At 66.5% G+C, this 24200-nt stretch carries 20 protein-coding genes, 1 rRNA gene and 1 pseudogene; 9 read left to right on the top strand and 13 right to left on the bottom strand.

Annotated elements, in window-relative coordinates:
- Positions 1-31: 31 nt before the first annotated feature.
- Both AB0N05_RS36850 and AB0N05_RS36855 read left to right on the top strand, forming a co-directional pair.
- Positions 32-601, top strand: coding sequence for a nicotinamidase (locus AB0N05_RS36850; protein ID WP_364703160.1), 570 nt, complete (start codon positions 32-34; stop codon positions 599-601).
- Positions 602-806: 205 nt separating this feature from the next.
- Entirely contained in the window at positions 807-2870 is a 2064-nt protein-coding gene (locus tag AB0N05_RS36855; RefSeq protein ID WP_364703162.1) for an ATP-dependent DNA helicase, read from the top strand.
- A gap of 159 nt (positions 2871-3029) precedes the next feature.
- Here AB0N05_RS36855 and AB0N05_RS36860 read toward each other — a convergent pair whose 3' ends face one another.
- Positions 3030-3563: a DoxX family protein gene (locus AB0N05_RS36860; protein WP_364703167.1), complete on the bottom strand. Its 534-nt coding sequence runs from the start codon at positions 3561-3563 to the stop codon at positions 3030-3032.
- A 199-nt stretch (positions 3564-3762) separates the two neighbouring features.
- Positions 3763-5124 (bottom strand): NCS2 family permease, encoded by a 1362-nt coding sequence (locus tag AB0N05_RS36865; protein ID WP_364703169.1) that lies wholly within the window; start codon positions 5122-5124, stop codon positions 3763-3765.
- A gap of 271 nt (positions 5125-5395) precedes the next feature.
- Between AB0N05_RS36865 and AB0N05_RS36870 the strand changes: the two genes are divergently transcribed.
- On the top strand, positions 5396-7447 hold the full coding sequence (locus tag AB0N05_RS36870; RefSeq protein WP_364703172.1) for an AMP-binding protein: 2052 nt from the start codon (positions 5396-5398) through the stop codon (positions 7445-7447).
- Positions 7448-7453: 6 nt separating this feature from the next.
- Here the strand turns inward: AB0N05_RS36870 and glgP are convergent, their stop codons facing one another.
- Positions 7454-10021, bottom strand: coding sequence for an alpha-glucan family phosphorylase (gene glgP / locus AB0N05_RS36875; protein WP_364703175.1), 2568 nt, complete (start codon positions 10019-10021; stop codon positions 7454-7456).
- Positions 10022-10262: 241 nt separating this feature from the next.
- Positions 10263-11033 (bottom strand): helix-turn-helix transcriptional regulator, encoded by a 771-nt coding sequence (locus tag AB0N05_RS36880; RefSeq protein ID WP_364703178.1) that lies wholly within the window; start codon positions 11031-11033, stop codon positions 10263-10265.
- 57 nt (positions 11034-11090) lie between these two features.
- On the opposite strand from AB0N05_RS36880, the gene AB0N05_RS36885 reads away from it, so the two are divergent.
- From AB0N05_RS36885 to glgB, 3 genes and pseudogenes are all read left to right on the top strand, one after another.
- Positions 11091-11741 carry a PaaI family thioesterase gene (locus AB0N05_RS36885; RefSeq protein ID WP_364703181.1) on the top strand — a complete coding sequence of 217 codons (651 nt, stop codon included), beginning with the start codon at positions 11091-11093 and terminating at the stop codon, positions 11739-11741.
- Positions 11742-11772: 31 nt separating this feature from the next.
- Positions 11773-13776 carry an alpha-1,4-glucan--maltose-1-phosphate maltosyltransferase gene (locus AB0N05_RS36890; RefSeq protein ID WP_364703184.1) on the top strand — a complete coding sequence of 668 codons (2004 nt, stop codon included), beginning with the start codon at positions 11773-11775 and terminating at the stop codon, positions 13774-13776.
- Positions 13777-13840: 64 nt separating this feature from the next.
- Positions 13841-15958, top strand: a pseudogene (glgB, locus tag AB0N05_RS36895) (1,4-alpha-glucan branching protein GlgB); the annotation flags it as partial.
- Positions 15959-15982: 24 nt separating this feature from the next.
- Here the strand turns inward: glgB and AB0N05_RS36900 are convergent.
- A complete protein-coding gene (locus AB0N05_RS36900; protein ID WP_364703187.1) occupies positions 15983-16606 on the bottom strand; it encodes a TIGR03086 family metal-binding protein in 624 nt (207 codons plus the stop codon).
- A gap of 230 nt (positions 16607-16836) precedes the next feature.
- On the opposite strand from AB0N05_RS36900, the gene AB0N05_RS36905 reads away from it, so the two are divergent.
- The gene (locus tag AB0N05_RS36905) at positions 16837-17052 is read left to right on the top strand and encodes a hypothetical protein (protein WP_364703190.1); all 216 of its coding nucleotides are present in this window, start codon (positions 16837-16839) and stop codon (positions 17050-17052) included.
- 77 nt (positions 17053-17129) lie between these two features.
- Here AB0N05_RS36905 and AB0N05_RS36910 read toward each other — a convergent pair whose 3' ends face one another.
- From AB0N05_RS36910 to AB0N05_RS36920, 3 genes are all read right to left on the bottom strand, one after another.
- The gene (locus tag AB0N05_RS36910; RefSeq protein WP_364703263.1) at positions 17130-17990 is read right to left on the bottom strand and encodes a tetratricopeptide repeat protein; all 861 of its coding nucleotides are present in this window, start codon (positions 17988-17990) and stop codon (positions 17130-17132) included.
- Positions 17991-18048: 58 nt separating this feature from the next.
- Positions 18049-18420 (bottom strand): DUF3817 domain-containing protein, encoded by a 372-nt coding sequence (locus tag AB0N05_RS36915; RefSeq protein ID WP_364703193.1) that lies wholly within the window; start codon positions 18418-18420, stop codon positions 18049-18051.
- A 175-nt stretch (positions 18421-18595) separates the two neighbouring features.
- On the bottom strand, positions 18596-19783 hold the full coding sequence (locus AB0N05_RS36920) for an acetyl-CoA C-acetyltransferase (RefSeq protein ID WP_364703196.1): 1188 nt from the start codon (positions 19781-19783) through the stop codon (positions 18596-18598).
- Between the two features lie 113 nt (positions 19784-19896).
- Between AB0N05_RS36920 and mce the strand changes: the two genes are divergently transcribed.
- Together mce and AB0N05_RS36930 are read left to right on the top strand one after the other, a co-directional pair.
- Positions 19897-20367 carry a methylmalonyl-CoA epimerase gene (mce, locus tag AB0N05_RS36925; RefSeq protein ID WP_364703199.1) on the top strand — a complete coding sequence of 157 codons (471 nt, stop codon included), beginning with the start codon at positions 19897-19899 and terminating at the stop codon, positions 20365-20367.
- Positions 20368-20453: 86 nt separating this feature from the next.
- Positions 20454-21428, top strand: a complete 975-nt coding sequence (locus AB0N05_RS36930) for a hypothetical protein (protein ID WP_364703201.1) — start codon at positions 20454-20456, stop codon at positions 21426-21428.
- A 77-nt stretch (positions 21429-21505) separates the two neighbouring features.
- On the opposite strand, the gene AB0N05_RS36935 is transcribed toward AB0N05_RS36930, so the two are convergent.
- The 5 genes from AB0N05_RS36935 to rrf all read right to left on the bottom strand — a co-directional run.
- Entirely contained in the window at positions 21506-21991 is a 486-nt protein-coding gene (locus AB0N05_RS36935; protein ID WP_364703204.1) for a hypothetical protein, read from the bottom strand.
- A gap of 283 nt (positions 21992-22274) precedes the next feature.
- Positions 22275-22580: an ATP/GTP-binding protein gene (locus AB0N05_RS36940; protein ID WP_364703206.1), complete on the bottom strand. Its 306-nt coding sequence runs from the start codon at positions 22578-22580 to the stop codon at positions 22275-22277.
- A 10-nt stretch (positions 22581-22590) separates the two neighbouring features.
- Positions 22591-23271 carry an endonuclease NucS gene (gene nucS, locus AB0N05_RS36945; RefSeq protein ID WP_364703208.1) on the bottom strand — a complete coding sequence of 227 codons (681 nt, stop codon included), beginning with the start codon at positions 23269-23271 and terminating at the stop codon, positions 22591-22593.
- A gap of 46 nt (positions 23272-23317) precedes the next feature.
- Positions 23318-24031: a rhomboid-like protein gene (locus tag AB0N05_RS36950; protein WP_364703211.1), complete on the bottom strand. Its 714-nt coding sequence runs from the start codon at positions 24029-24031 to the stop codon at positions 23318-23320.
- A gap of 82 nt (positions 24032-24113) precedes the next feature.
- Positions 24114-24200 (bottom strand): 5S ribosomal RNA (rrf, locus tag AB0N05_RS36955); the annotation flags it as partial.

The following is a 24200-nucleotide window of genomic DNA, read 5'->3' on the forward strand; positions in this document are numbered from 1 at the left end:
TGGTTCATCCGCAGGCACCGGGAGGCCGTCCATGAGTCGAGCCCTGATCGTCGTCGACGTGCAGAACGATTTCTGTGAAGGCGGATCCCTGGCCGTCACCGGCGGCGCGGCCGTGGCCGACCGGATCACCGACTACCTCGCAGTCTCCGACTACACCGCCGTTGTGGCCACCCGCGATTTCCACATCGACCCCGGCCCTCACTTCTCCGACACCCCCGACTACATCGACTCCTGGCCCCCGCACTGCCGGGTGGGCACCCCCGGAGCCGACTTCCACCCCAACCTCAACACGGCCCCCTTCCAGGAAATCTTCTCCAAGGGCGAGTACACCGCCGCCTACTCCGGCTTCGAAGGCACCGCCACCGACGGCGAGACCACCCTCGCCGACTGGCTCCGCGCCCGCGATATCCAAGCGGTCGACGTCTGCGGCATAGCCACCGACCACTGCGTCCGGGCCACCGCCCTCGACGCCCGCACCGCAGGCTTCGACACCCGAGTCCTCCTGGGCCTCACCGCCGCAGTCTCCCCCACCACCCTGCAAACCGCCCTCGACAAACTCCGCGCGGCAGGCGTCGAGCTGGCAGGAACCCTCGAGACCTGATCACCGGATCCCGGCGGGCGACAACAGCTGCCGAACGACACGGCGGATGTGCAACAACTACACAGCCCTGACCGCTCCTCCGACGCTGCCCGGCTGCCGTCACCGGCGGACCCGCGACTGCTCGGCTGTGAGCCTCCCGACCTCGCTGCGGGTGGCGGCCTGGTTTGCGCGAAGGTTGTCAGCGGGGCGCAGTACGCTGGCCGCCGTGCCTGAACTCCCTCCAGTCCCGAACCTGTTGGCCACCGCAGTGCAGGCGCTCGGGGGTAAGGAGCGCAAGGGGCAGCAGACTATGTCGGCCGCCGTGGCGCATGCCATCGATACCGGGGAGCATCTGGCCGTGCAGGCGGGGACCGGTACGGGTAAGTCGCTGGCGTACCTGGTGCCGAGTTTGCGGCATGCGGTGCGGACGGGGCGGACCGTGGTGGTGAGTACCGCGACGATTGCTTTGCAGCGGCAGTTGGTGGATCGGGATCTGCCTCGGTTGTCGGAGGCGTTGGCGGAGTCGCTGGGGCGGGTGGCGCAGTTCGCGATTCTCAAGGGGCGCAATAACTATTTGTGCTTGAACAAGATCAATAGCGCCATTCCGGACGAGCCTGCCGAGGCGGAGCTGTTCGATGCGTTTGCCATCTCTCGGTTGGGGCGGGAGGTGCAGCGGCTGCATGAGTGGGTGTCCGATACCGAGAAGGGGGATCGGGATGAGCTGACACCGGGGGTGAGCGATCGGGCTTGGCGGCAGGTCAGTGTGAGTTCCCGGGAGTGCCTCGGGAAGTCTCGGTGTCCGTTCGGGCAGGACTGCTTCGCGGAGAAGGCGCGGGCGGAGTCGGGCCAGGCCGATGTGGTGGTGACCAATCACGCGCTGCTGGCCATCGATGCCATCAGCGGGATTCAGGTGCTGCCGGAACACGATGTGGTGGTGATCGACGAGGCGCATGAGCTGGTTGATCGGGTCACGGGGGTGGCCACGGCCGAGTTGTCGACGGCGGGGATCACGGCCGCGGCGAAGCGGTGCGTGAAGTTGATCGACGAGCGGGAGGTGGACCGGCTCGAAGGCGCGGCCGAGGCGTGGCACGGGCTGCTCGATGAACTCCAGCCGGGGCGCTGGGATCGGATGCCCGATGGGGCCGCGCCGGTGCTGGCGCTGATCCGCGATGCCGCGTGGAATGCCAGGACCGCGCTCGCACCGCAGGGAGCCGCTGTGGCACAAGCCGATCCGGAGGGTGCGGCGGCCCGCAATCAGGCGGTCGCGGCGGTCGAAGAGGTGCACGATGCCGCGGTGCGAGTGCTCACCACCTATGAGGAATCCGATCCGGCGGCACACCGCGATGTCATCTGGCTGGCCTCCGATGAGGTGCGCGGCATACCGCGGCGCACGCTGCATATGGCCCCGCTGTCGGTGGGCGGGCTATTGCGCAGCCGCCTGTTCGGTACGGCCACAGTGGTTTTGACCTCGGCGACCTTGCAGATCGGCGGTTCGTTCGACAATCTGGCCGTCACCTGGGGTCTACCGCCGCAGTCGCCGGGCAAGGTGGATCCGGCGCTGGCCAATGGCGCGGAGGCGCCCGCGGACGAGAAGTCGCTGCGCTGGAATTCGGTCGATGTGGGCTCCCCCTTCGACCATGCGAAATCCGGAATCCTGTACGTGGCCAAGCATCTTCCCGCGCCGGGCCGCGACGGCCTGCCGCAGTCCTATCTGGATGAGATCGAGCGGCTCATCAATGCCGCGAACGGTCGCACCCTGGGCCTGTTCTCCTCCATGCGAGCGGCCAAGGCGGCCACCGAGATTCTGCGTGAGCGCCTGGACACCCCGGTCCTGTGCCAGGGTGACGACGCCACCGGCGCGCTGGTCCGCAAGTTCGCCGACGACCCGGAAACCTCACTGTTCGGGACGCTTTCGCTGTGGCAGGGCGTGGATGTCCCGGGCCCGTCGCTGAGTCTGGTGATCCTGGACCGCATTCCGTTCCCGCGCCCGGATGATCCGCTGCTGGTGGCCCGGCAGCGCGCGGTGGAATCGCGGGGCGGCAATGGTTTTCTGTCGATCGCGGCCAATCACGCCGCGCTGCTGCTCGCGCAGGGCACGGGCCGTCTGCTGCGCAGTGTGGACGATCGCGGGGTTATCGCTATTCTGGATTCGCGTCTCGCGACGGCTCGCTACGGCGGATATCTGCGATCCTCGTTGCCGCCGTATTGGGAAACGTCCGATCCCCAAGTGGTGACAAAGGCTTTGGAGCGCCTTACCCAAAGTCCTTCCATAAACAAAACACCCGTGTGAAAACAGTCACACGGGTGGTCCTTACTTCCGAACAGAAGTAAATTGGCTTGCGATACCCCGGTGTACCCCCAATTCCCACATCGGACGTATCCGTAGTCCCCGCGCCAAGCCCTGCACGCGGCGCGGGGACACGAAACTTCTTCTTACGGTGCCCTCTTCCTACAGAGCCCACTTGAAGACGAGGGTGATCAGCGCCGCCACGACGGCCAGCGCCACCGCTCCCGCACCCCACACGATTCCCTGCCGCTGCCACGGCTGCCCGGCATCCAGCGAGAACCGCCCCGGTCCCGCGAAAGCCAGTCCGGCGGCCAGAATTCCGAACAGCGCCGCGGGCTCCCAGGCCGCGAGTCCCCCGTGCCAGGTCGCGTTCACCGCATTGAGCATGGTGCCGAGCGCGATCGCCGCGGCCAGCGGCGTGAAGAGGCCGAGCAGCAGGAGCACGCCGCCGGTCAGCTCGCTCAGGCCCGCGAGGGTGCCGAAGACCTTGCCCGGGTTGTAGCCCATCTGCTCGAAGCCCGCGGTGGTGGCGGTCCAGCCGTAGCCGTTGAACCAGCCGAACAGTTTCTGGGTGCCGTGCACGGCGAGCAGTCCGCCGAAGCCGACGCGCAGCGCCAGCAGGCCGATATCGGAAGCGGTGGCATTCACTTGCGAGCCGAGCGCGGAAGTGGGCGCGGCCGTTGCGTTCTCGGTCACGGCGACTCCTTCGGTGGCAAATGCAGTGGTCATAGCTTTTCGATCCTCATCTGTCGGTGCTGCGGCTCCGGCGCGATACTCAAGCGGACCATAGTCCGTATCGCGGCCGACAGTGGGGCTCAACTGGAGCGGGCGGCGGGGAATTCCCCCGCCGCCCGAAAATCTCACACTCCGGGACAACCCGCCGGAGATCGGCCCACTACTCGGCCAGGAACCAGAAGTAGGACAGGAACACCAGCATCAACACCCACATCACCGGATGCACCTCGCGCGCACGCTTCTTCGCGACCATGACGACCGGATAGAACAGCAGGCCCAGGGCGATACCGTTCGCGATGGAGTACGTCAGCGGCATCATGATCACGGTGATGAAGGCGGGAACCGCGTATTCCAGGCGGCTCCAGTCGATCTCACCCAAGGCGCGGGACATGAGCACGCCGACCACGATGAGCGCCGGGGCGGTCACCGCCGGAACGCTCGCGAACACCGAGAACACCGGGAAGAAGAAGAGCGCGACCAGGAACCAGCCCGCCGTGGACACCGCCGTGAGACCGGTCCGCCCACCCGCCGAAACACCCGCGGTGGACTCGACATACGCGGTGGTGGTCGAGGTGCCGATGATCGCGCCCGCGGCCGTGCCCACCGAGTCGGCGGCCAGCGCCTGACCGGCACGCTCCAGCTTGCCGTCCTTGGTCAACAGCCCGGCCTGATTGGCGACGCCGATCAAAGTGCCCGAGGCGTCGAAGAAATCGACGAACAGCATGGTCAGCACCACGATGATCATCTGCCCAGTGAACGCGTCCGGCAGATGGATCACGGCCTGGCCGAAGGTCTTGTCGAGCCCGTGCGGCAGCGCCGCCACCGAGTCCGGCAGCTCCACCAGCCCGCAGACGATACCCAGGACGGTGGTGGACAGGATGCCGTAGAGCACCGCGCCGTGCCAGCCGATCACCAGGAAGATCACGGTCACCAGCAGGCCGAACAGCGCCAGCAGCGTGGTGCCCTTGTGGAAGTCGCCGAGGTGCACGAAGGTCGCGGGGCTGGAGACCACGATGCCCGCGCTCTTGAGTCCGAGGAAGGCCACGAACATGCCGATGCCCGCGCCGACGGCGAGCTTCATCTGCATGGGGATGGCGTCGATGATCTTCTCGCGCACCTTGGTGATGGCGAGGACGAAGAAGATGATGCCGGACAGCAGAGTGCCGGAAAGTGCTTCCTCCCACGGGATTCCCATGGTCAGGATGACCGTGTAGGCAAAGAAGGCGTTCAGGCCCATGCCCGGCGCGAGGGCCACCGGGTACCGGGCCCACAGCCCCATGACCAGCGTGCCGAAGACGGCGGCCACGGCGGTCGCGGTGAACACCGCCTGGATCGGCATGCCCTTGCTGCCGAGGTCGCCCTGGTCACCGAGGATGCGCGGGTTCACGGCGAGCACATAGGACATCGCGAGGAAGGTGATGGTGCCTGCCATCAACTCGCGCTTGACGGTGGACCCGTGGTCGCTGATGCCGAAGTACGCGTCGACGCGCCCCTTGGTGCGCGTGAGGACGTCGGTGCTCATAGGTGTGGTGTCTCCAGTCGGCGGGAGGGTAGAAGGATGCCTGGGAACGGTAGCTTGTCTCGTTCGCCGGAACTTCACCCGGTCTGGCGAACCGTGAGCAATCGCACCTGCCACACGCTTGATTTGCGATCTTCACCAGCGCAATCAGGGGGCAATTTAACTAACTACTCGCCGGTAATTACGGGGCCTTGACCGCAATTGTCTGGGACGTTACAAATACGTAATCCGCCGGGGGATTTTGGGGAACCGGCCATCGAAGAAGTTGCACCGCATGGTCACTGACGTCATCGACGCAGTCGCTGAATTCGCGATCGCCCGCAAAGCAATCTGGGATGTGCTCATCGAGCCGCAGACCTACCCGCGCCTTTTCCCCGGGATCGGGGCCTGCGAACAAGTCGACACCGTCGAGGAGCATCCGGCCCTGAATCTGCGGGTCGGCGGTGACGGCACCGAGATTCGCACCCTGCGCGTGCAACTGCGGATCGCGCGCGAGTACGAGAGCTTCGAGGTGCACTGCCCGGCCACCGGCAGCTTCGCCGCCGTCCGGCTGCGCGGGGACGGTGAGCACACGCGGATTATGGTCACCTACTTCAAGGCCGCTCCGGTGCATCCGATGCTCACCCAGCTGCCGAACGCGGCGGTGGTCGCCTGGACACAGGCCGGGCTGAAGCGCGTCGCCGAGTTGATCACGGGCGCACCGACCTCGGTGATCATCAATGGCGAGGATTCGCAGGTCAAGCTGCAAGCCGGGGTGGCCAGGCAGATGGTCACCTCCGGGGTCGTGCTCACCTTCCGGCCCGACAAGGGGCTCAAACAGCTTGGCGGCATAGCCAAATGGGGATTCAGCCTGGCGGGCGGGTACGCGGCGGCGGCCGGGCATTCACCGCAGCGGCTGGCCGTGGTGGACGACCGCTACTCGAGCACTTTCGAGCAATTGCACGCGCGGACCAACGCACTGGCCGGGGCGCTCACCCAGCTCGGCTTCGCCGGGAGCTCGGTCGGACTGCTGTGCCGCAATAACCTCAGCATGGTCGAGTGCATGGTCGGCGTCGGCAAGGCGGGCGTGGACAGCGTGCTGCTCAATACCGGTCTGGCCGCCCGGCAGATCGAGGAGATCGTGTACCGGCACGGGCTCTCGGCGGTCTTCGTGGACAGTGAATTCGAGCATCTGGTCCGGTATCTGCCGCCGGAGCTGCCGCGCTTCACCACCGATGATCGACCGCCCGAACCCGGGCGCACCACCATCGAGGACCTGATCGCCATGCGGCAGGATCCGCCGCGCAAGCCGCCGAAGTCGGGCCGCCTGGTCGTGCTCACCTCCGGCACCAGCGGTACGCCCAAGGGTGCGCGGCGGCCGCACCCCAAGGGCTTCGGCACGGTGGCGGCGCTGCTGTCGCGAATCCCGTTCGGCACCAACGAGACCATGTTCATTCCGGCTCCTCTGTTCCACACCTGGGGACTGGCGGCCTTGCAGATCTCCACCCCCATTCGCGCGACCGTGGTGCTGGGCGACCGCTTCGACGCCGAGGACTGCCTGCGGCGGATCGCCGAACACCGGGTGACCGCGCTGGTCGTCGTGCCCGTCATGGTGAACCGCATTCTCGACCTGCCCACCCATGTGCGGGCGCGCTATGACCTGTCCAGCCTGAAGATCGTCGCCAGTTGCGGTGCGCCCATCGCCGGGGCGACGGTGGTGCGCTTCCTGGACACCTTCGGCGACACCCTCTACAACGTCTACGGCTCCACCGAGGTGTCCTGGGCCTCCATCGCCGATCCCGCCGACCTGCGCATCTCCCCCACCACGGCGGGCCGCCCGCCGCTGGGCACCAAAATCGGTGTGCTGGACGCGAATCGGCGGCCGGTGCCGGTCGGCGTCGTGGGCCGCATCTTCGTCGGCAATCACATGCTCTTCGACGGCTACACCGACGCCACGCCGCCCGATGAGTCCGACGGCATGCTCGATACCGGCGATATCGGCTACCTCGACGCCACCGGCAAGCTCTTCGTGGCGGGCCGCGATGACGAGATGATCATCTCCGGCGGCGAGAACGTCTTCCCGCGCGCGGTCGAGGAAGCACTCTCCCACCTCCCGCAGGTGAGCGAGGTAGCGGTGGTCGGCGTGCCCGATCACGAATTCGGCCAGCGCCTGGCGGCTTTCGTGGTCAAGCGCCCCGGCTCCGGCCTCGACTCCGATATGGTCCGCAATTACATCCGGCACCGGGTCAGCCGCTTCTCCGTGCCGCGCGACGTGACCTTCTTGGAAGCGCTGCCCCGCAATGCCACCGGGAAGATCCTCAAACGCATTCTCGCCCAACCGGGCTGAGCCGCGTTACGGGCTGGGGGTGGCGACGAGGCCGAACTCGGCGGGCGAGGCGAGCAAGGGATGGTCGGGGAGCACGCGGATGGTGTAGCCGACCGCGCCGGACAGCGGGACCGGGGTCTCTACGGTGAAAAGGTGTGTGCCGGAGTCTGTTCCGGTGTGTGCCATGGGGATGGCGTGGACGTCGGAGAGGTCGTCGGTGGGTGAGACCCGGCCGAGCACCGCCTGCACGGAGACGTCCGAGGGGGTAAGGCCGCCGAGATCTATGCGGGCGTGCAGGGACAGGGTCGAGCCGATGACCGGAGTGCCGGTCAAGCCCGAACTGTCGACCTGGACGACTTTGACCGTGGGCCAGGCGGATTCGATACGGCGACGGTACTCGGCGAGATCGCGCGCGCCCTTGAAATCGTTCTGCGAGACGGCAGCGTAGGCGGCCGCGGCGGGGGCGTAGTAGTCGACGGCGTAATCGCGAACCTGACGGGAGGCCAGGACCTTCGGGCCCAAGGTTCGCAGGGTGTGGCGGACCATTTCCATCCAGCGGACGGGGATGTCGTCGTGATCGCGGTCGTAGAAGCGCGGCAGCACGGACCGTTCGAGGAGTTCGTAGAGGGCCGAGGCCTCCAGGTCGTCGCGGCGATTGTCGTCGCGGACGCCGTCGGCGGTCGGGATGGCCCAGCCGTTCTCGCCGTCGTACATCTCATCCCACCAGCCGTCGCGAATGGAGAGATTGAGGCCGCCATTGAGCGCCGACTTCATGCCGGAGGTGCCGCAGGCTTCCAGGGGGCGCAGCGGATTGTTCAGCCACACATCGCAACCCCAGTAGAGGTAGCGGGCCATGGACATGTCGTAGTCGGGCAGGAAGACAATGCGATGGCGCACGGCCGGGTCGTCGGCGAAGCGCACCACCTGCTGAATGAGGGCCTTGCCGCCGTCGTCGGCCGGATGGGATTTGCCCGCCACCACCAGCTGCACCGGATTGTCCGGATCGAGCAGCATGGCGCGCAGTCGTTCCGGATCGCGGAGCATGAGGGTGAGCCGCTTATAAGTAGGCACGCGCCGGGCGAAGCCGACGGTCAGCACGCGCGGGTCGAAGACCTCGTCGATCCAGCCGAGTTCGGCCGGTGCCGCGCCGCGCTCCAGCCAGGAGGCGCGCAGGCGTCGGCGTACTTCATCGACGAGGATGCCGCGCAAGACATTTCGGGTCGACCACAATTCCCGCAGCTCCACATCGCAGAGCCGCTCCCAGCCGCGGGCCTCCTCCACCAGCTCGTCGCCGATGAGTTCGCGGGCCTTGTCGATCCATTCGCGCGCGGCCCAGGTGGGGGCGTGCACGCCATTGGTGACCGAGCCGATCGGCACCTCGGCGGTGTCGAAGCCGGGCCACAGCGGCGCGAACATATCGCGGCTGACCGCCCCGTGCAGCTGCGAAACGCCATTGGCGCGCTGCGCGAGTCGCAGGCCGAGGTGCGCCATATTGAATACCGAAGGATCGGTCTCGCGCCCCATGGCCAGAATGCGATCCACCGAAACACCCGGCAGCAGTAGCGATTCCCGCTCGCCGTGCGCGCCACCGAAGTAGCGGCGCACCAGGGCGCTCGCGAACCGGTCGATCCCGGCGGGCACCGGGGTGTGCGTGGTGAACACCGTCCCGGCCCGCACCGCGGTCAGCCCGGCATCGAAATCCATTCCGGCGACCATGAATTCGCGAATTCGCTCGATGCCGAGGAATCCGGCATGACCTTCGTTCATATGAAAAACATCGGGATCTGGCAGCCCATTGGCGCGGGTGTAGGCGCGCACCGCCCGCACCCCGCCGACACCGGCCAGGATCTCCTGTTTGATGCGGTGATCCTGATCCCCGCCGTAGAGCCGGTCGGTGACCGCGCGCAGTTCCGGATCATTGTCGGCGATATCGGAATCCAAGAGCAGCAAGGGAATTCGCCCCACCTGCGCGATCCACACTCGCGCCCGCAGCACCCGCCCCTCGGGCATGGCCACATGAATCAGCACCGGCGCGCCGCCGTCGGTGAGCAGTCGCAAGGGCAGGCCCTGTGGATCGAGCGCCGGATAATGCTCGGCCTGCCAGCCGTCGGCGGTCAGCGATTGCCGGAAATACCCGGAGCGGTACAGCAATCCGACGCCGATGAGCGGCAACCCCAAATCCGAGGCGGCCTTCAAATGGTCGCCCGCCAGAATCCCGAGTCCGCCGGAATAGTTGGGCAGCACCTCGGTGACGCCGAACTCCATGGAGAAGTAGGCGATCCCGCGCGGCCCGCCCTGGCCCGGCTGGAACCAGCGCGGCCGGGTCAGGTAGTCGTTCAAATCGGCGGCCGCCGCATCCACCCGCCGGGTGTAGGCCGCATCGGCCGCGAGTTCATCCAGGCGTTCGGCCGGAACCTCGCCCAGCATGCGCACCGGATCGCGCCCGACCTCGACCCACAGCGCGGGATCCAGTTCCGCGAACACGTCCTGTGTCGGCTCGTGCCACGACCAGCGCAGATTGGTCGCCAGCTCGGTCAACGCGGACAGCCGCTCGGGCAGGTGGGCGCGGACGGTGAATCGACGCAATGCCTTCACTTGGTAAACCCTACACGGGCCTGTCACCTGCACGAAGGCCAGATCGCTAGCACAACACGGGCTTCGGATCACCACCGCGGGACTGCCCCAATTCAGGGGCACCGCCCGAGCTTGCAAGACCTGGTACCGCGCGCTTCACTATTCCTCGACACCGATGACTGGTACCGCAGAGGGGTACCAGTGCCCTTCGGTGGGGATAGGGATGAACGAATCGGCTCGAGGGGTGTCGATTCCGACAGCTCTATCCCCGGTCGAGCAATTCCGGCGGGCCGCTATAGGGCTGCGGGAAACCGATCGCCATATGCAGGTTGTCCGGCCGATCCGGGACTGCCCGGAATTGCGTGGCAATACTGACCGGTCCCGCCTCGGTGTGCACGTGAATCATCGAATCCAGCGGGCGATGGAAGAGCACCCGGCGTTCCAGCCATGATCTGGCGAAGTCCGGGTCATCCTGCATTTCGGAAAGCAGCCGCACACCCCAGGCCGGATTTCCGAAATGCCCCATCATGGCCCGCATTCCGGCAATGGTCATGCCGATCTCGCCCTCCCAATCGATCAGAACCGCGCGGGCGTTCGGGGTGAACAGCCATCGCATCAGATTCCCGGCGGCGCTGATTCCGGGATGCAGCCGCTCGTACGCATCGTTCGTCGCGAGCACGTCCCATCGTTCATTGAGGCAGGCCGCGGGCTGCGGCATCAGGACCGCGAGCGCGCGGTGCTCGGTATCCCCGATCGGCACCTCCAGGTCGTCCTCCATCCAGGCCCGCTCGAGGTGGACCCGGGTCAGATCGCTCAAATGCCTTCGCTCATCGGCAGTTCCGAGTTCCAGGGCCACCGCCAGTGACTCCAGCACCGCATCCCCGATGCCCTTGCGCTCCCCGGATTCGAGCTTGCGAATCGTCCCCTCGTGCAGGATGGCGCGGTCACCCAGTTCCTTGCGGGTCATGCCGAGTTGCTGCCGCCTCCACTTGAGGAAGTCGGCGAGTGAGGGGACGGGCAATGCGGCGGTCATGTGGGCATTATCCCTACCCGAACGCAGCACACACCCGGCAACCTATAACGTGTTCTCATGAGCGAGCACCAGGCCGAGGCACCGCCTTCACAAGAGCACCACGAGGGCGGATTCCGGCCGATCGAAAGACTCGCCCGCGACACCACCGTCGGCGGGCCCCACTACGGGGAGCTCATCGAACAGATGCGCGGCCTGATGGACCGGGTGCGCCTGGCCCGGCCGACCGACGAGGTGGCCCTGGAGGCCATCAATACCCTCAAGCAACTCAATGACCGGCTCGACGAGGTCGTGGTCGGCGAGTGGGAGGCCCCGACCTGGCATCGCGTCGACCTGCCCGCACGCGGCAATATCACCCTGCCGCCGTTCGAAGTGGACTCCGCCGACCGCGACGGGGTGCGGGCGCGCATCACCTTCCGGACCTTCCACCTCGGCGGCAATAGCGCGGCGCACGGCGGCCACATCGCGCTCGGCTTCGACGACCTGCTGGGCATGACCGCCGCGGTGCACACCCGGGCCGTCACCCGCACCGCCTTCCTGCACGTCGACTACCGCTCCATCACCCCGCTGAACACCGAACTCCAGGTGCACGGCTGGGTGGAGAAGTGGGAGGGCCGCAAGGTCTCCGTGCGGGCCACACTGCACGACGGGGACCGGCTCTGCGCCGAGGCCCACGGACTCTTCCTGCTCCTCAAGCCGGGCCAGCAGTAACTACGCCGCCCGAGCCGGTAAGTTCGAACCCGTGACCGGCCGCATCGCCATCGATGACACCGCCCCCGCGATAGCCGGCGGCCGGCCGGCCAAGGCCGTGGTCGGGGAGGTGTTCCCGGTGCGCGCCGTGGTCTGGCGCGAGGGACACGACGCCGTCGCGGCCACCCTCGCCGTGAAAGCCCCGGGATCCTCGCGCACCCAGCGCATTCGCATGACACCCGACTATGAGCCGGATGTGTTCAATGCCGTGTTCACCCCGGGCAAGCCGGGCGCGTGGACCTACCGCATCGAAGGCTGGGGCGACCCCATCGCCACCTGGCGCAAGGCCGTGGAGGCCAAACTCGCCGTCGGGCAAAGCGCCGTCGACCTCGCCAATGACCTGGAGATCGGCGCTCGACTGCTGGAACGCGCCGCCCAGGCCGTACCCAAGAAGCAGTGGGAGACACTGCATGCCGCCGCCACCGCCCTGCGCAGCGAGGCCCAACTGCCCGCGCGCGTCGGGCCCGCGTTCAGCGGTGAGGTGAGCGAGATCCTGCGCGACACACCTCTGCGCGAATTGGTCACGCACGGACCGCAATTCACCGTGCAGGTGGAACGCCAGCGCGCCCTGTTCGGGGCCTGGTACGAATTCTTCCCGCGTTCCACTGGCGGCTGGGATGCCGACGGGAAACCGGTGCACGGCACCTTCGCGACGGCGGCCGGAGAACTGCCGCGCATTGCCGCCATGGGATTCGACGTGGTGTATCTGCCGCCGGTGCATCCGATCGGCATGGTAAATCGCAAGGGGCGCAATAACTCCCTGACCGCCGAGCCCGGCGATGTGGGCTCGCCGTGGGCCATCGGTTCCGCGGAGGGCGGGCACGATGCCATCCATCCCCTGCTCGGCACCGAAGCCGATTTCACCGAATTCGTTTCGGCGGCACGGGACTTGGGCCTGGAAGTGGCTCTGGACCTGGCCCTGCAATGCGCGCCCGACCATCCGTGGGTGACGGCGCATCCGGAATGGTTCACCACCCTGCCGGACGGCACCATCGCCTACGCCGAGAACCCGCCCAAGAAGTATCAGGACATCTACCCGGTCAACTTCGACAATGATCCGGACGGCCTGTACGCCGAGGTGCTGCGGGTGACGCGGCATTGGATCGGGCTGGGCGTCAACATCTTCCGCGTCGACAATCCGCACACCAAACCGGCCGAATTCTGGGAATGGCTGATCGCGCAGGTGCACCGCGACCACCCGGATGTGCTGTTCCTGTCCGAGGCCTTCACCTATCCGGCGCGCATGTACGGGCTGGCGCGGCGCGGCTTCAGCCAGTCCTACACGTATTTCACCTGGCGCAACCACAAGCACGAAATCGCCGAATTCGGCCGCGAATTGGCGGCCAAGGCCGATGAGGCGCGGCCCAATCTGTTCGTCAATACGCCCGACATCCTGCACGAGAGCCTGCAACACGGCGGACCGGGCATGTTCGCCATTCGCGCCGTACTGGCCGCCACACTCGGGCCGACCTGGGGCGTGTACTCGGGATTCGAGCTCTACGAGCATCAGGCGGTGCGGTCCGGCAGCGAGGAGTACCTCGACTCGGAGAAGTACGAGCTGCGGCCGCGCCGATTCGCCGCGGCCGCCGCCCGCGGCGAATCCCTCGAACCGCTGCTGACCCGGCTCAATGAGATCCGCCGTGCGCATCCGGCGCTACAGCAGTTGCGCTGCATCCACTTTCACCATGTCGACAATGACTCGATGCTGGCGTACTCGAAGTTCGACCCCACCACCGGTGATGCCGTGCTGGTCGTGGTGAACCTGAATCCCTTCGGGGCCGAACAGGGCATGCTGTCCCTCGACCTGCCCGCCATCGGCCGCGAATGGCATGACCGGCCGGTGGTGACCGACGAGATCAGCGGCGAGGAATACCACTGGGGCCAAGCCAATTACGTGCGGCTGGACCCCGCGCGGGCGGTGGCGCACATTCTCGTGCTGCCGCCGGTTCCGGCCGCCGCGCGCACCGAGCTCGCCTACCGGCGGACCCTGCGATGAGTGAATCCGATACCGCCACAGCCATACCCGGACGGAGCGGCCCAGCGTGAACCGGCGCGACCTCATGCTGCTGGCGGCGGGCACGCATCCCGATCCGCATACGGTGCTGGGGGCGCATTCGCATCCGGACGGCACCGTCATCCGAGTCCTGCGACCGCACGCGGATACCGTGCACGCACGCATCGGCGGCATCGATCACCCCTTGGAACATGTCGCGCACGGGGTTTTCGCGGGCACGGTTCCCTTCCCGGAACTGTGGGACTACCGGATCGTCACCTCCTATCCGGGCGGCCGCACGGTGGTCGACGCGGACGGCTATCGATTCCTGCCGACACTCGGCGAACTCGACCTGCACCTGTTCGCGGAGGGACGGCACGAACGGCTGTGGGATGTGCTGGGCGCGCATCCCCGGCGGTACCCGTCCCTCGACGGCGAGGTGACCGGGACATCGTTCGCCGTGTGGGCCCCGAATGCCCGCGGGGTGGCGGTGATCGGCGACTTCGACGGGTGGAGCGGCCATTCCGCGCCCATGCGGCGGCTCGGCGGGTCCGGCGTGTGGGAGGTATTCCTGCCGGGCATCGAGGCCGGAGCCAAGTACAAGTACCGGGTGCACGGTGCGGACGGGCGGACCGTCGATCACGCCGATCCCATGGCGTTCGCGACCGAGCTCCCGCCCGCCACCGCGTCGGTGGTCTTCGACCCGGAATATCGATGGGACGACCGGCAGTGGCTGCGCGAGCGCGCCGCGCGCGATCCGGCCCGCGCGCCGACCAGCATCTACGAGGTGCACCTCGGCTCCTGGAGACCCGGCCTCGGCTATCGCGAACTGGCCGAGCAGCTGGCCGAATACGTTGTCGCCCAAGGCTTCACGCATGTGGAACTGCTGCCCGTGGCCGAACATCCCTTCGGCGGCTCCTGGGGCTATCAGGTCACCTCCTATTACGCGCCGACCTCGCGCTTCGGCAGCCCCGACGACTTCCGGGCCTTCATCGACCGCCTGCACCGGGCCGGAATCGGCGTCATCCTCGACTGGGTGCCCGCGCACTTCCCGCGCGATGAATGGGCCCTGGCACGCTTCGACGGCACCGCCCTCTACGAGCACGCGGATCCCCGGCGCGGTGAGCAACTCGACTGGGGCACCTACGTTTTCGACTTCGGCCGCCACGAGGTCCGCAATTTCCTGGTCGCCAATGCGCTGTACTGGATCGACGAATTCCATATCGACGGGCTGCGGGTGGACGCCGTCGCCTCCATGCTCTACCTCGACTACTCGCGCCCCGACTGGGAGCCGAATATCCACGGCGGCCGCGAGAACCTGGAAGCCGTCGCATTCCTGCAGGAAATGAATGCGACCGTGCACAAACACCATCCGGGCGTGCTCACCATCGCCGAGGAATCCACCACCTGGCCCGGCGTCACCCGCTCCACCGAGGTCGGTGGCCTCGGCTTCGGCATGAAATGGAATATGGGCTGGATGCACGACACCCTCGGGTATCTGCGCCACGATCCGGTGCACCGCAGCTGGCACCACAATGAGATGACCTTCTCGCTCACCTACGCCTGGAGCGAGAACTACGTGCTGCCGATCAGTCACGACGAGGTCGTGCACGGCAAGGGCACGCTCTGGACCCGCATGCCCGGCGATGATTTCGCCAAGGCCGGTGGCGTGCGCGCGCTGCTCGCCTACATGTGGGCACACCCGGGCAAGCAACTGCTGTTCATGGGGCAGGAATTCGGCCAGTTCCGGGAATGGGACCACGATCGAGGACTGGACTGGCACGAGCTGGAAAACCCACTGCACCAAGGCATTCAGAACCTGGTCCGAGACCTGAACACCTGCTATCGCGCACACCCGGCGCTGTGGACCCAGGACACCTCACCCGGCGGGTATTCCTGGATCGACGCCGATGATCGCGACGGCAATATGCTGTCGTTCCTGCGATACGGCACCGACGGCTCGATCATCGCGTGCCTGTACAACTTCTCCGGTTCCGAACATCGTGACTACCGCATCGGGCTGCCGGTCGCGGGGCGGTGGCACGAGATCCTCAATACCGATGCCGTCGCCTACGGTGGCAATGGCCTCGGCAATCTCGGCGCCGTCACCGCCACCGCGGAACCCTCGCACGGGCGACCGGCTTCGGCACTGGTCACGCTGCCACCCAGCAGCGGTCTGTGGCTGGTTCCGGAGAATGACCCGGTGGAATCAGTGCGGCCAGCCGGGCGAGCGGCCGAGGACCGCGAGGATCCGGTCGAAGACTGAGCCGTCCGGCCGCTCGATCTCCGGCGCGAAGGCCGCTCCGGGCACGGTCCGGGACTCCCTGCGCGGAACCGCCTCGGCCACCAGCAGTCCGGCCGCGAGGAGATCGTCCTCGAACTCGACGTCGATCCCCAAAGTCCTTGCGACATCCCAGGAATGCACGACATAGTCGATGAAATGAAAGCTGATCGATAGCGCCGCGGGTAGGATGACGCCATTGCGGATCTCCGGCAGCGGGAAGTTGCGTTCCAGCACGCCCTCGGCGGCGAACGCGGCCAGCACGTGCTCCGCCGCAGCCCGGTACTCGGCGACCGGATCGGGTCCGATCGGCTGCGGCTTCCACAGCGACAGGTCATCCTCACCGCGCGAGGCCGCTGCGAAGCCGTAATGCTGAATGATCATGTGCTCCAGCAGGTCCCGCAGTGCCCATCCCGCACAGGGTGTCGGCTTGTCGAGATCCTCGACGGACATCCGCGCCACCACGTCGACGCTGGCGCGTACCGCCCGGGCATCGAGCGTGACGAGTTCGGGACCATCGGCCAGCAATTCGTCTACAGTTCGGAAATTCATACGCACCAGCTTACTAATATCGGAGCTGCCCCGCCACCACTGTTCCCCGGCGACAGATCTCGAACTTCCACAGCAACGTATCGACGCAGCGCCCAGGGCATTACCGGACGCCGTGCCCTGACTTACAGCGCCCCAGACACTGGGGTCTGACGAAATCTGTTCCCATGTAGTGGATTTGGGGCTGCGGTTCCGCAACCAAATCGAAACATCTTGGATAGGAACAGATTTTCATGAAGAAATTGGGCACCTTCGCGCTCGTCGCAGCGGCCGCGGCCGGAATCCTGAGCGCGGGAGCCGGTCTGGCCACCGCCGACGACCAGACCTCCGCACAGCCGGTCGTCGCCGTGGGTGAGCAGGACCCGACCGGCGCCACCGGTTCGTCCGCCATCGTGTCGAACCTGGTCAAGGCGCTGAGCAGCGGTAGCGCCAACGGCACCACCAAGTAGCAACGAAACGGTCCCCCACAACCCGAGCTGTGGGGGACCGTCCTCGTGCGCCTATCGTGCAATAAACACAGCCGCGATCAGTACAGTGCGGCAGCCAGTTTGCGGCGCGCCGTCTTCACGATCGGCTCGGCCGGATCGAAGAGTTCGAACAGCTCCACCAGATGCGTGCGCACGCGAGTGCGGTCGTCACCGGCGGTGCGCTTCACCGCGGCGATGAGCCGATCGAACGCGGCCTCCGGCTGCTGATTGAACATTTCCAGATCGGCGGCCGCCAGCGCGGCGTCCAGATCGGCCGGATCGGCATCGGCCTTGGCCACCACGGCCGGATCCAGTTCCTGCACGCGGGCGATGAACTGCACCTGGCGCAGTGCCGCCTTGGCCTCGACATTGGTCGGCTCGGCATTCAGGATGGCCTTGTAGGCCGCCTCGGCGGTATCGAAATCGCCTCGCTCCAAAGCCTCTTCGGCCGCCACGAAGCGCGGATCCTCGGGCACCTGCGGCTCTTCCTCGCCGCCCTCACCCCCCACGCCGGGGAGCTTGCCGCGCACCGCGTCGAGCACGGCCGCGATCCACTGGGTGACCTGCTCCTCGGGCTGATTGCCGGTGAAGTCGGCGAGCGGCTGACCCGCCGCCACCGCGATCACGGTCGGAATGCCCTGCACGCCGAAGGCCTGCGCAATGCGCATATTGGCCTCGGCCTCGATGATGGCCAGATCCCAGTCACCGCCTGCCTCGCCGACCAGGCGCTCCAGCAGGCGAACCAATTCGACACTGCCGGGGCTGCGCTGCGAATACAGCGCGACGACCACCGGCACCTGCGCCGAACGGCGCAGCACCTTGGTCTCGAAATCGGCCTCGGTGACGGTATGCCCGGCGGGCACCTCGGAGGCGGCGACGGGCGGCTGCTTCAGGGCGGACAGATCAACCGCGCCGGACATTGCGGCGGCAGCGGCGGATGAGGGGCGTCGTGCAGGTCGAGTCACGACATCCAGTCTGTCACGAACGAGCAGCGGCAGGGGTGGCGGCTTGGCTCAGTTCACCGAGCTGTCCGGTGCGGATCGCCCAGCGCTCGAAGAAGACCGAGGCGAACGGAATGACGGTCGAGACCAGCGCCAGGCCCGTGGTCTTGCCCGGCCATTCGAACTCGCGCGAGGCCAGCAGGCAGTTGATCGCGTAGGCCAGGAACACGATGCCGTGCAGCATGCCGAACACCATCACCGGCCACTTGATCGGCTGATCCGCGATGCCCAGGGCATCGGCGCGCTTCAGCAAGGAGCCGAGCAGCAGCAGCGCCCACGAGGGGGCTTCCAGAATGCCGAAGAACCGAACCCGCTTCGCGACCGTGCTCAGGTCGAAGAGATCACCCATGGCCCCCATTCTGCCTTGAGGACTACGACACCATGTAGTGGAGGTCGTCACATGCGTAGCTTGCGAAGCGCAGGCAGGGCCCTTAACGCGCATGTCCCCCATTCGCAGCGAGCGAAGGACAAACGAATGGGCTCCGGTTCCTCGGAACCGGAGCCCATTCCTTACTTCTCTCGCGCTACTTCGCGACGCGGATGATGAGGGCGTCGCCCTGACCGCCGCCACCGCACAGCGCGGCAGCACCGACACCGCCGCCGCGGCGCTTCAGCTCCAGGGCCAGGTGCAGCAGGATGCGCGCACCGGACATGCCCAGCGGGTGACCGATGGAGATGGCGCCACCATTGACGTTCACCTTCTCCGGATCGATGCCCAGCTTGCGGGTGGAGGCGATGCCGACCGCCGCGAACGCCTCATTGATCTCGACCAGATCCAGGTCGGCGGGCGAAATGCCTTCCTTCGCACAGGCTTTGGCAATGGCATTGGCGGGCTGATCCTGCAGGGAGGAGTCCGGACCGGCCACGACACCGGCCGCGCCGATCTCGGCGATCCAGCTCAGGCCCAGCTGCTCGGCCTTGGCCTTGCTCATCACGATGACCGCGGCCGCGCCGTCGGAGATCTGCGAGGCGGAACCGGCGGTGATGGTGCCGTCCTTGCGGAAGGCCGGGCGCAGCTTGGCCAGGGATTCGGCGGTGGTGTCGGCGCGAATGCCCTCGTCCGCGGCGAAGACGATCGGGTCGCCCTTGCGCTGCGGGATGGAGACGGGGGTGACCTCGTCCTCGAACAGGCCGTTCTTCCAGGCGGCCGCGGCCTTCTGGTGCGAGGCGGCGGCGAAGGCGTCCTGCTCCTCGCGGCTGACCGTCTCGGTGTCGTTCTTCTGCTCGGTGAGCAGGCCCATGGCCTGATCGGTGAAGATGTCGTGCAGGCCGTCGTAGGCCATGCTGTCGCGCAGGTTGACGTCGCCGTACTTGAAGCCCTCGCGGGACTTCTCCAGCAGGTGCGGGGCATTGGTCATGGATTCCTGGCCACCCGCGACCACGATCTCGTACTCTCCGGCGCGAATCAGCTGATCCGCCATGGCAATTGCATTGATACCGGACAAACACACCTTATTAATGGTGAGTGCCGGGACATCCATCGGAATACCGGCCGCCACGGCCGCCTGCCGGGCCGGGATCTGGCCCGCACCCGCGGTGAGCACCTGGCCCATGATCACGTAATCGACCTGCTCGGGTGCGACTCCACCCTTCTCCAGGGCCGCCTTGATGGCGATGCCGCCCAGGTCGGAGCCGCTGAAACCCTTCAGCGATCCGAGCAGACGCCCCACCGGGGTGCGTGCACCGGAGACGATGACGGAGGTGGTGGTCACGATGAGCCTCGCTTACGTCGTAATGGGACCGCTCCGCCAACCATCGGAGCCTTACTCAAAGGTAACCCGGCGCAATCGGACAACCTTCCCAGGGTGCGCGCTACGGTCGAGTAGTGAGCAACACGGAGAACACCGAATTCATACCCACCGAATACATCCTGGCCGTCGATCATGTCGGAATCGCCGTGCCCGATCTCGATTCGGCGGTCGCTTGGTACCGGGACAATCTCGGCATGGTGGAGACGCATCGCGAGATCAATGCGGCGCAAGGCGTTCACGAGGCCATGCTGTCCGTCGTGGGCACTCCCGAGGGTTCGGTAGCTCTACAGTTGCTGGCACCGCTGAACGAGGAATCCACGATCGCCAAGTTCATCGACCGAAACGGGCCTGGCCTGCAGCAGCTCGCGTACCGAGTCACCGATGTCGAGGCCGTCGCCACACATCTGCGTACACGGGGCTTGCGTTTGCTGTACGACGCTCCGCGCGCCGGAACCGCTGGTTCCCGCATCAATTTCATCCATCCGAAGGATGCTGGCGGTGTGCTGGTCGAACTGGTCGAACCAGCCGCGAAATCTACTCACTAGTACCGCCGTTCAGCTCCCTAAAGAGGCTGTAACAACATTCGCGGTCGGGTCACCATCAGTGGTCGGCAGGCTGTAGTTTGTGGGGCATGTCGTCCACTGAGCCCGATCGTAATCGCTTCGTTGCACTGCCCTTTACCGTCGTGCGGAAGGGCTATGACCGTGACGAGGTGCGTAACTACTTCGACCGTTTCGATGCCGAGCTAAGGGTCACCGCGACCGATCGCGATGCCGCCGCAGCCCAGGCACGCAACCTGGCGGCCCAGTTGGAGGACGCCCGCGACGAGATCGACGAGCTCCGCAAGGAGGTCGACCGCCTCTCGGTGCCGCCGACCACCGCGGAAGGCATGTCGGACCGCATCTCGCGCATGCTGCGCCTGGCCTCCGACGAGGCCTCCGAGGTGCGCGCGCAGGCCCAGGCCGAGGCCGCCGAGATGATCTCGATCGCCGAGCAGCAGGCCACCGAGATGCGCGGCAAGTACGAGTCCCTCCTCTCCGAGACCAAGGAGAAGCGCGAGGCGCTCGAGATCGAGTTCGAGCAGACCCTCAGCAACGCTCGCTCCGAGTCGACCAAGATCATCGAAGCGGCGAACGCCGAGGCCGACCGCCTCACCAAGGAGTCCGAGGCCAAGCGCAAGGCCACGCAGCAGGACTTCGAGGTCACCATGGCCGAGCGTCGCACCAAGCTCACCCGCGCCATGGAGGAGCTCGAGGCCACCAGCCGCGCCGAGGCCGCCCAGCGCATCAAGGACGCCACCGACGAGGCCAACCGTCTCATCACCTCCGCCACCAACACCGCCGATCGCAAGATCGCGCACGCCAAGGAACTCGCCGAGGAAATGCGTGTCCTCCGCGGCCGCGTCCTGGCCCAGCTGCTCGGAATCCGCGGTCAGCTCGATTCGGTGCCGGCCATGCTCGCCGCCGTCAACCGCGAGAGCGAGCTCCTCGATGGCAGCCCCGAGCCCCGCTCCATCAGCAGCAAGTCCGGCCGCAAGGCAATCTCCGACGCCCACAACGAGGACATCGTCGACGACGATCGCGAAAACGCCGACATCTCCCACTGATTCCGACCGGGCGACACCCACTCCACCCGAAGGCCGTTCCCATCCCGGGAGCGGCCTTCCTTATGCCCCAACCACATTCACCACAAGTAGGCCCAATACGGCCGCTCCGCGATATCCAGCGCGACCGCCTTGCGCCGCATCAGTACCGGAATGGAATCGCCTGGCCGGAATCGTTTCGCGAACTCTCTGGCCTGCTCTTCCTTGTTGAGCGGAAACCGGTAACGGCGGCTGAACCAATACACGGCACCGGTGACCGGATGCGCGAACCGCACATCGATCGTCACCATGTGCGCACCGGGACCACGCGGGTTGTACAGGTACTCGTAGTCCGCACCGATCACCGCCCCGGCGACCGCGATACCCGACCGCCGCAGGAACGCCAGACGCCAACGCCCGATGGCGTGCAACAACTTTCGCCAGCCGATGATGGCCAGCACCATCCCGACGAGCCCGCCCAGCGGCAGCGCGGCGGAATCCACCCTTATCCGCTCGTGCAGAAACCAGACAGCCACCAGACCCACACACCATCCGGCCAGCGGAACGACCACCCCACCCACCAGCACGGCTATCACCCACACCGTACGAGTGATCGCCGATCCCGCCTTCGGGAAAGACCGAGCCGATCCCGCTGCCTGGCTGCGACGCCGACCGATCAGCGACCGTCTGGATCCATCCCCGGGCATTGGCGCCCGGGTGTGCTTACCTGGCATTATCACCGGAATTGCCTGGGGCGCTGGTCATCGCGTAAACCACGACCTACCCAAGCCGCCGACTTCGGCGATATCACCGAGTCTGGCATTCAGGGCGTTCGACAATGGCAGCTCACCCTTCGTCATAGGTGGCGGGTCAGGACCAGCGGCGGGTGATGGTTCGGGTGTGGCGGCCCTTCCAGCAACCTGTGTGCCAGTGGCGGCGGTCTTCTTCGCCGCCTTCGGCGGGCCAGGCTACGAGGTGGGGGACGCCTGGGGGGATTTCGTGGTCGCAGCCGGGGCAGCGGTAGTGCTTGGTGGCTCGGGAAGCGGGGATGGTGCGGACTATGTAGGTTTCGCCTTGGGGGCCGTCTTCGGTGCGGCCGAAGACGTCGCCTATTGGGCGCGGGTCCTGCTGGGACCGCGCCTGGGAGGTTTTGGGGCGAGGCTTCCGGCGAGGCATCGAACCAAGCCTAGAAGAGGCGGAATTCTGTGCTGTCGGTGCCTCGGAGGGCGTTGTAATCGAGTGTTAGACAGCGGATTCCGCGGTCGTTCGCGAGAGTCTTGGCTTGCGGCTTGATCTGCTGGGCGGCGAAGACGCCGGTGACGGGGGCCAGCAGGGGGTCGCGGTTCAGGAGTTCGAGGTAACGGGTCAGCTGTTCGACGCCGTCGATCTCGCCGCGGCGCTTGATCTCGACCGCCACGGTGGTGCCGTCGGCGTCGCGGCAGAGGATGTCCACGGGGCCGATCGCGGTCATGTACTCGCGGCGGATGAGCGTGTAACCCGCGCCGAGGGTTTCGATGTGCTCGGCGAGCAGCTCCTGCAGGTGCGCCTCGACGCCGTCCTTCTGCAAGCCCGGGTCGATACCCAGCTCGTGCGAGGTGTCGTGCTCGATGTCCTCGATGGTGATGCGGAGTTCCTCACCGGCCTTGTTCGTCACCACCCACAGCTGCTTCGCCGTCTCCGACTCGGCTTCGCGCTCCTCCAGCCAGCACGGCGGGCTCATCCAATTGAGCGGCTTATAGGAGCCGCCATCGGAGTGCACGAGCACCGAGCCGTCCGCCTTCATCATGAGGAGGCGACGAGCCATCGGGAGATGAGCGGTCAGACGACCGACGTAATCGACCTGGCAACGAGCAATCACAAGGCGCACCGCACGAGTCTAATGAAACGGCCGGGGAACACCTGCGGCGGTACCGTCAGCCGAGCAGAATCATGGCCGACAGGCCGGATCCGATTGCCAGCAAGGCGAATTCCCAGCGGTTCAGGGGGTGAATCGGATGCGGGTGCCGGTGCTGCCTGAAGTAGCCGTAGGCCAGGCCCAGGGAAAGAGCTAGGACGTGGCCGACATTGGTGAAGGTCTGACCGAAGATCACGCCGCCGGAAGCCAGTCCGAGCCAGACCACCACCCAGGCCGTACGACGGTGAGCGGGGAGGATCGAGACCAGCGCGCCGACGATCGCCATGGCCCCGTAGCTGACGCCCACGTCCTCGGCCATGGTGATGTTGCGGGGCATCCAGTCGGTGGCTACGGATATCCAAAGGCCCAGTGCCACCAGGATGGTCGCGCCTATGTGTCCGGCGATGAAAGTGCGGATCAGGGTGAGCGCGCCGAACCGGCGTTCCGCCAGGGCGAGCAGGCAGATCAGGCCCGGAAGGATGAAGGCGGCGACGACCGCACCGTCGATCACGAACGCACTCGCGAACAGGGTGCCGAAATGACCATTGCTCAGGTTGTGCAGGTTCGTACTGACGTGCAGGACGAATCGTGTTGCGGTGGAATCGTTCACGAACGCGAGGACGGCCGTGACGAGAACCAGGATGGCCGCGTAGGTGTACGTGACCGGCAGCCAGAGCGCCGAGAGCCTAGAGCCCCGAGATGTCTCCGTCGGGGATGTATCCGTGATAGCCATCGCCATCGAATGTACCCGGAAAAAGTTGCCCTGAAACGACGAAAACCCCTCAGCCGAAGCTGAGGGGTTTTCGTGAATGATGTTCCGGCGGTGTCCTACTCTCCCACACCCTGTCGAGTGCAGTACCATCGGCGCAGACAGGCTTAGCTTCCGGGTTCGGAATGGGACC

This window comes from Nocardia sp. NPDC051030, from assembly GCF_040683015.1.
Lineage (GTDB): Bacteria > Actinomycetota > Actinomycetes > Mycobacteriales > Mycobacteriaceae > Nocardia.

Excerpts from the sequence above, each read along its gene's own strand:
- AB0N05_RS36850 (WP_364703160.1), top strand. The coding sequence starts at position 32 with ATGAGTCGAGCCCTGATCGTCGTCGACGTGCAGAACGATTTCTGTGAA.
- AB0N05_RS36865 (WP_364703169.1), bottom strand. The coding sequence starts at position 5,124 with ATGAGCACCGACGTCCTCACGCGCACCAAGGGGCGCGTCGACGCGTAC.
- AB0N05_RS36870 (WP_364703172.1), top strand. The coding sequence starts at position 5,396 with ATGGTCACTGACGTCATCGACGCAGTCGCTGAATTCGCGATCGCCCGC.
- AB0N05_RS36880 (WP_364703178.1), bottom strand. The coding sequence starts at position 11,033 with ATGACCGCCGCATTGCCCGTCCCCTCACTCGCCGACTTCCTCAAGTGG.
- AB0N05_RS36885 (WP_364703181.1), top strand. The coding sequence starts at position 11,091 with ATGAGCGAGCACCAGGCCGAGGCACCGCCTTCACAAGAGCACCACGAG.
- AB0N05_RS36900 (WP_364703187.1), bottom strand. The coding sequence starts at position 16,606 with ATGAATTTCCGAACTGTAGACGAATTGCTGGCCGATGGTCCCGAACTC.
- AB0N05_RS36905 (WP_364703190.1), top strand. The coding sequence starts at position 16,837 with ATGAAGAAATTGGGCACCTTCGCGCTCGTCGCAGCGGCCGCGGCCGGA.
- AB0N05_RS36910 (WP_364703263.1), bottom strand. The coding sequence starts at position 17,990 with ATGTCCGGCGCGGTTGATCTGTCCGCCCTGAAGCAGCCGCCCGTCGCC.
- AB0N05_RS36915 (WP_364703193.1), bottom strand. The coding sequence starts at position 18,420 with ATGGGTGATCTCTTCGACCTGAGCACGGTCGCGAAGCGGGTTCGGTTC.
- AB0N05_RS36930 (WP_364703201.1), top strand. The coding sequence starts at position 20,454 with ATGTCGTCCACTGAGCCCGATCGTAATCGCTTCGTTGCACTGCCCTTT.
- AB0N05_RS36940 (WP_364703206.1), bottom strand. The coding sequence starts at position 22,580 with ATGCCTCGCCGGAAGCCTCGCCCCAAAACCTCCCAGGCGCGGTCCCAG.
- AB0N05_RS36950 (WP_364703211.1), bottom strand. The coding sequence starts at position 24,031 with ATGGCTATCACGGATACATCCCCGACGGAGACATCTCGGGGCTCTAGG.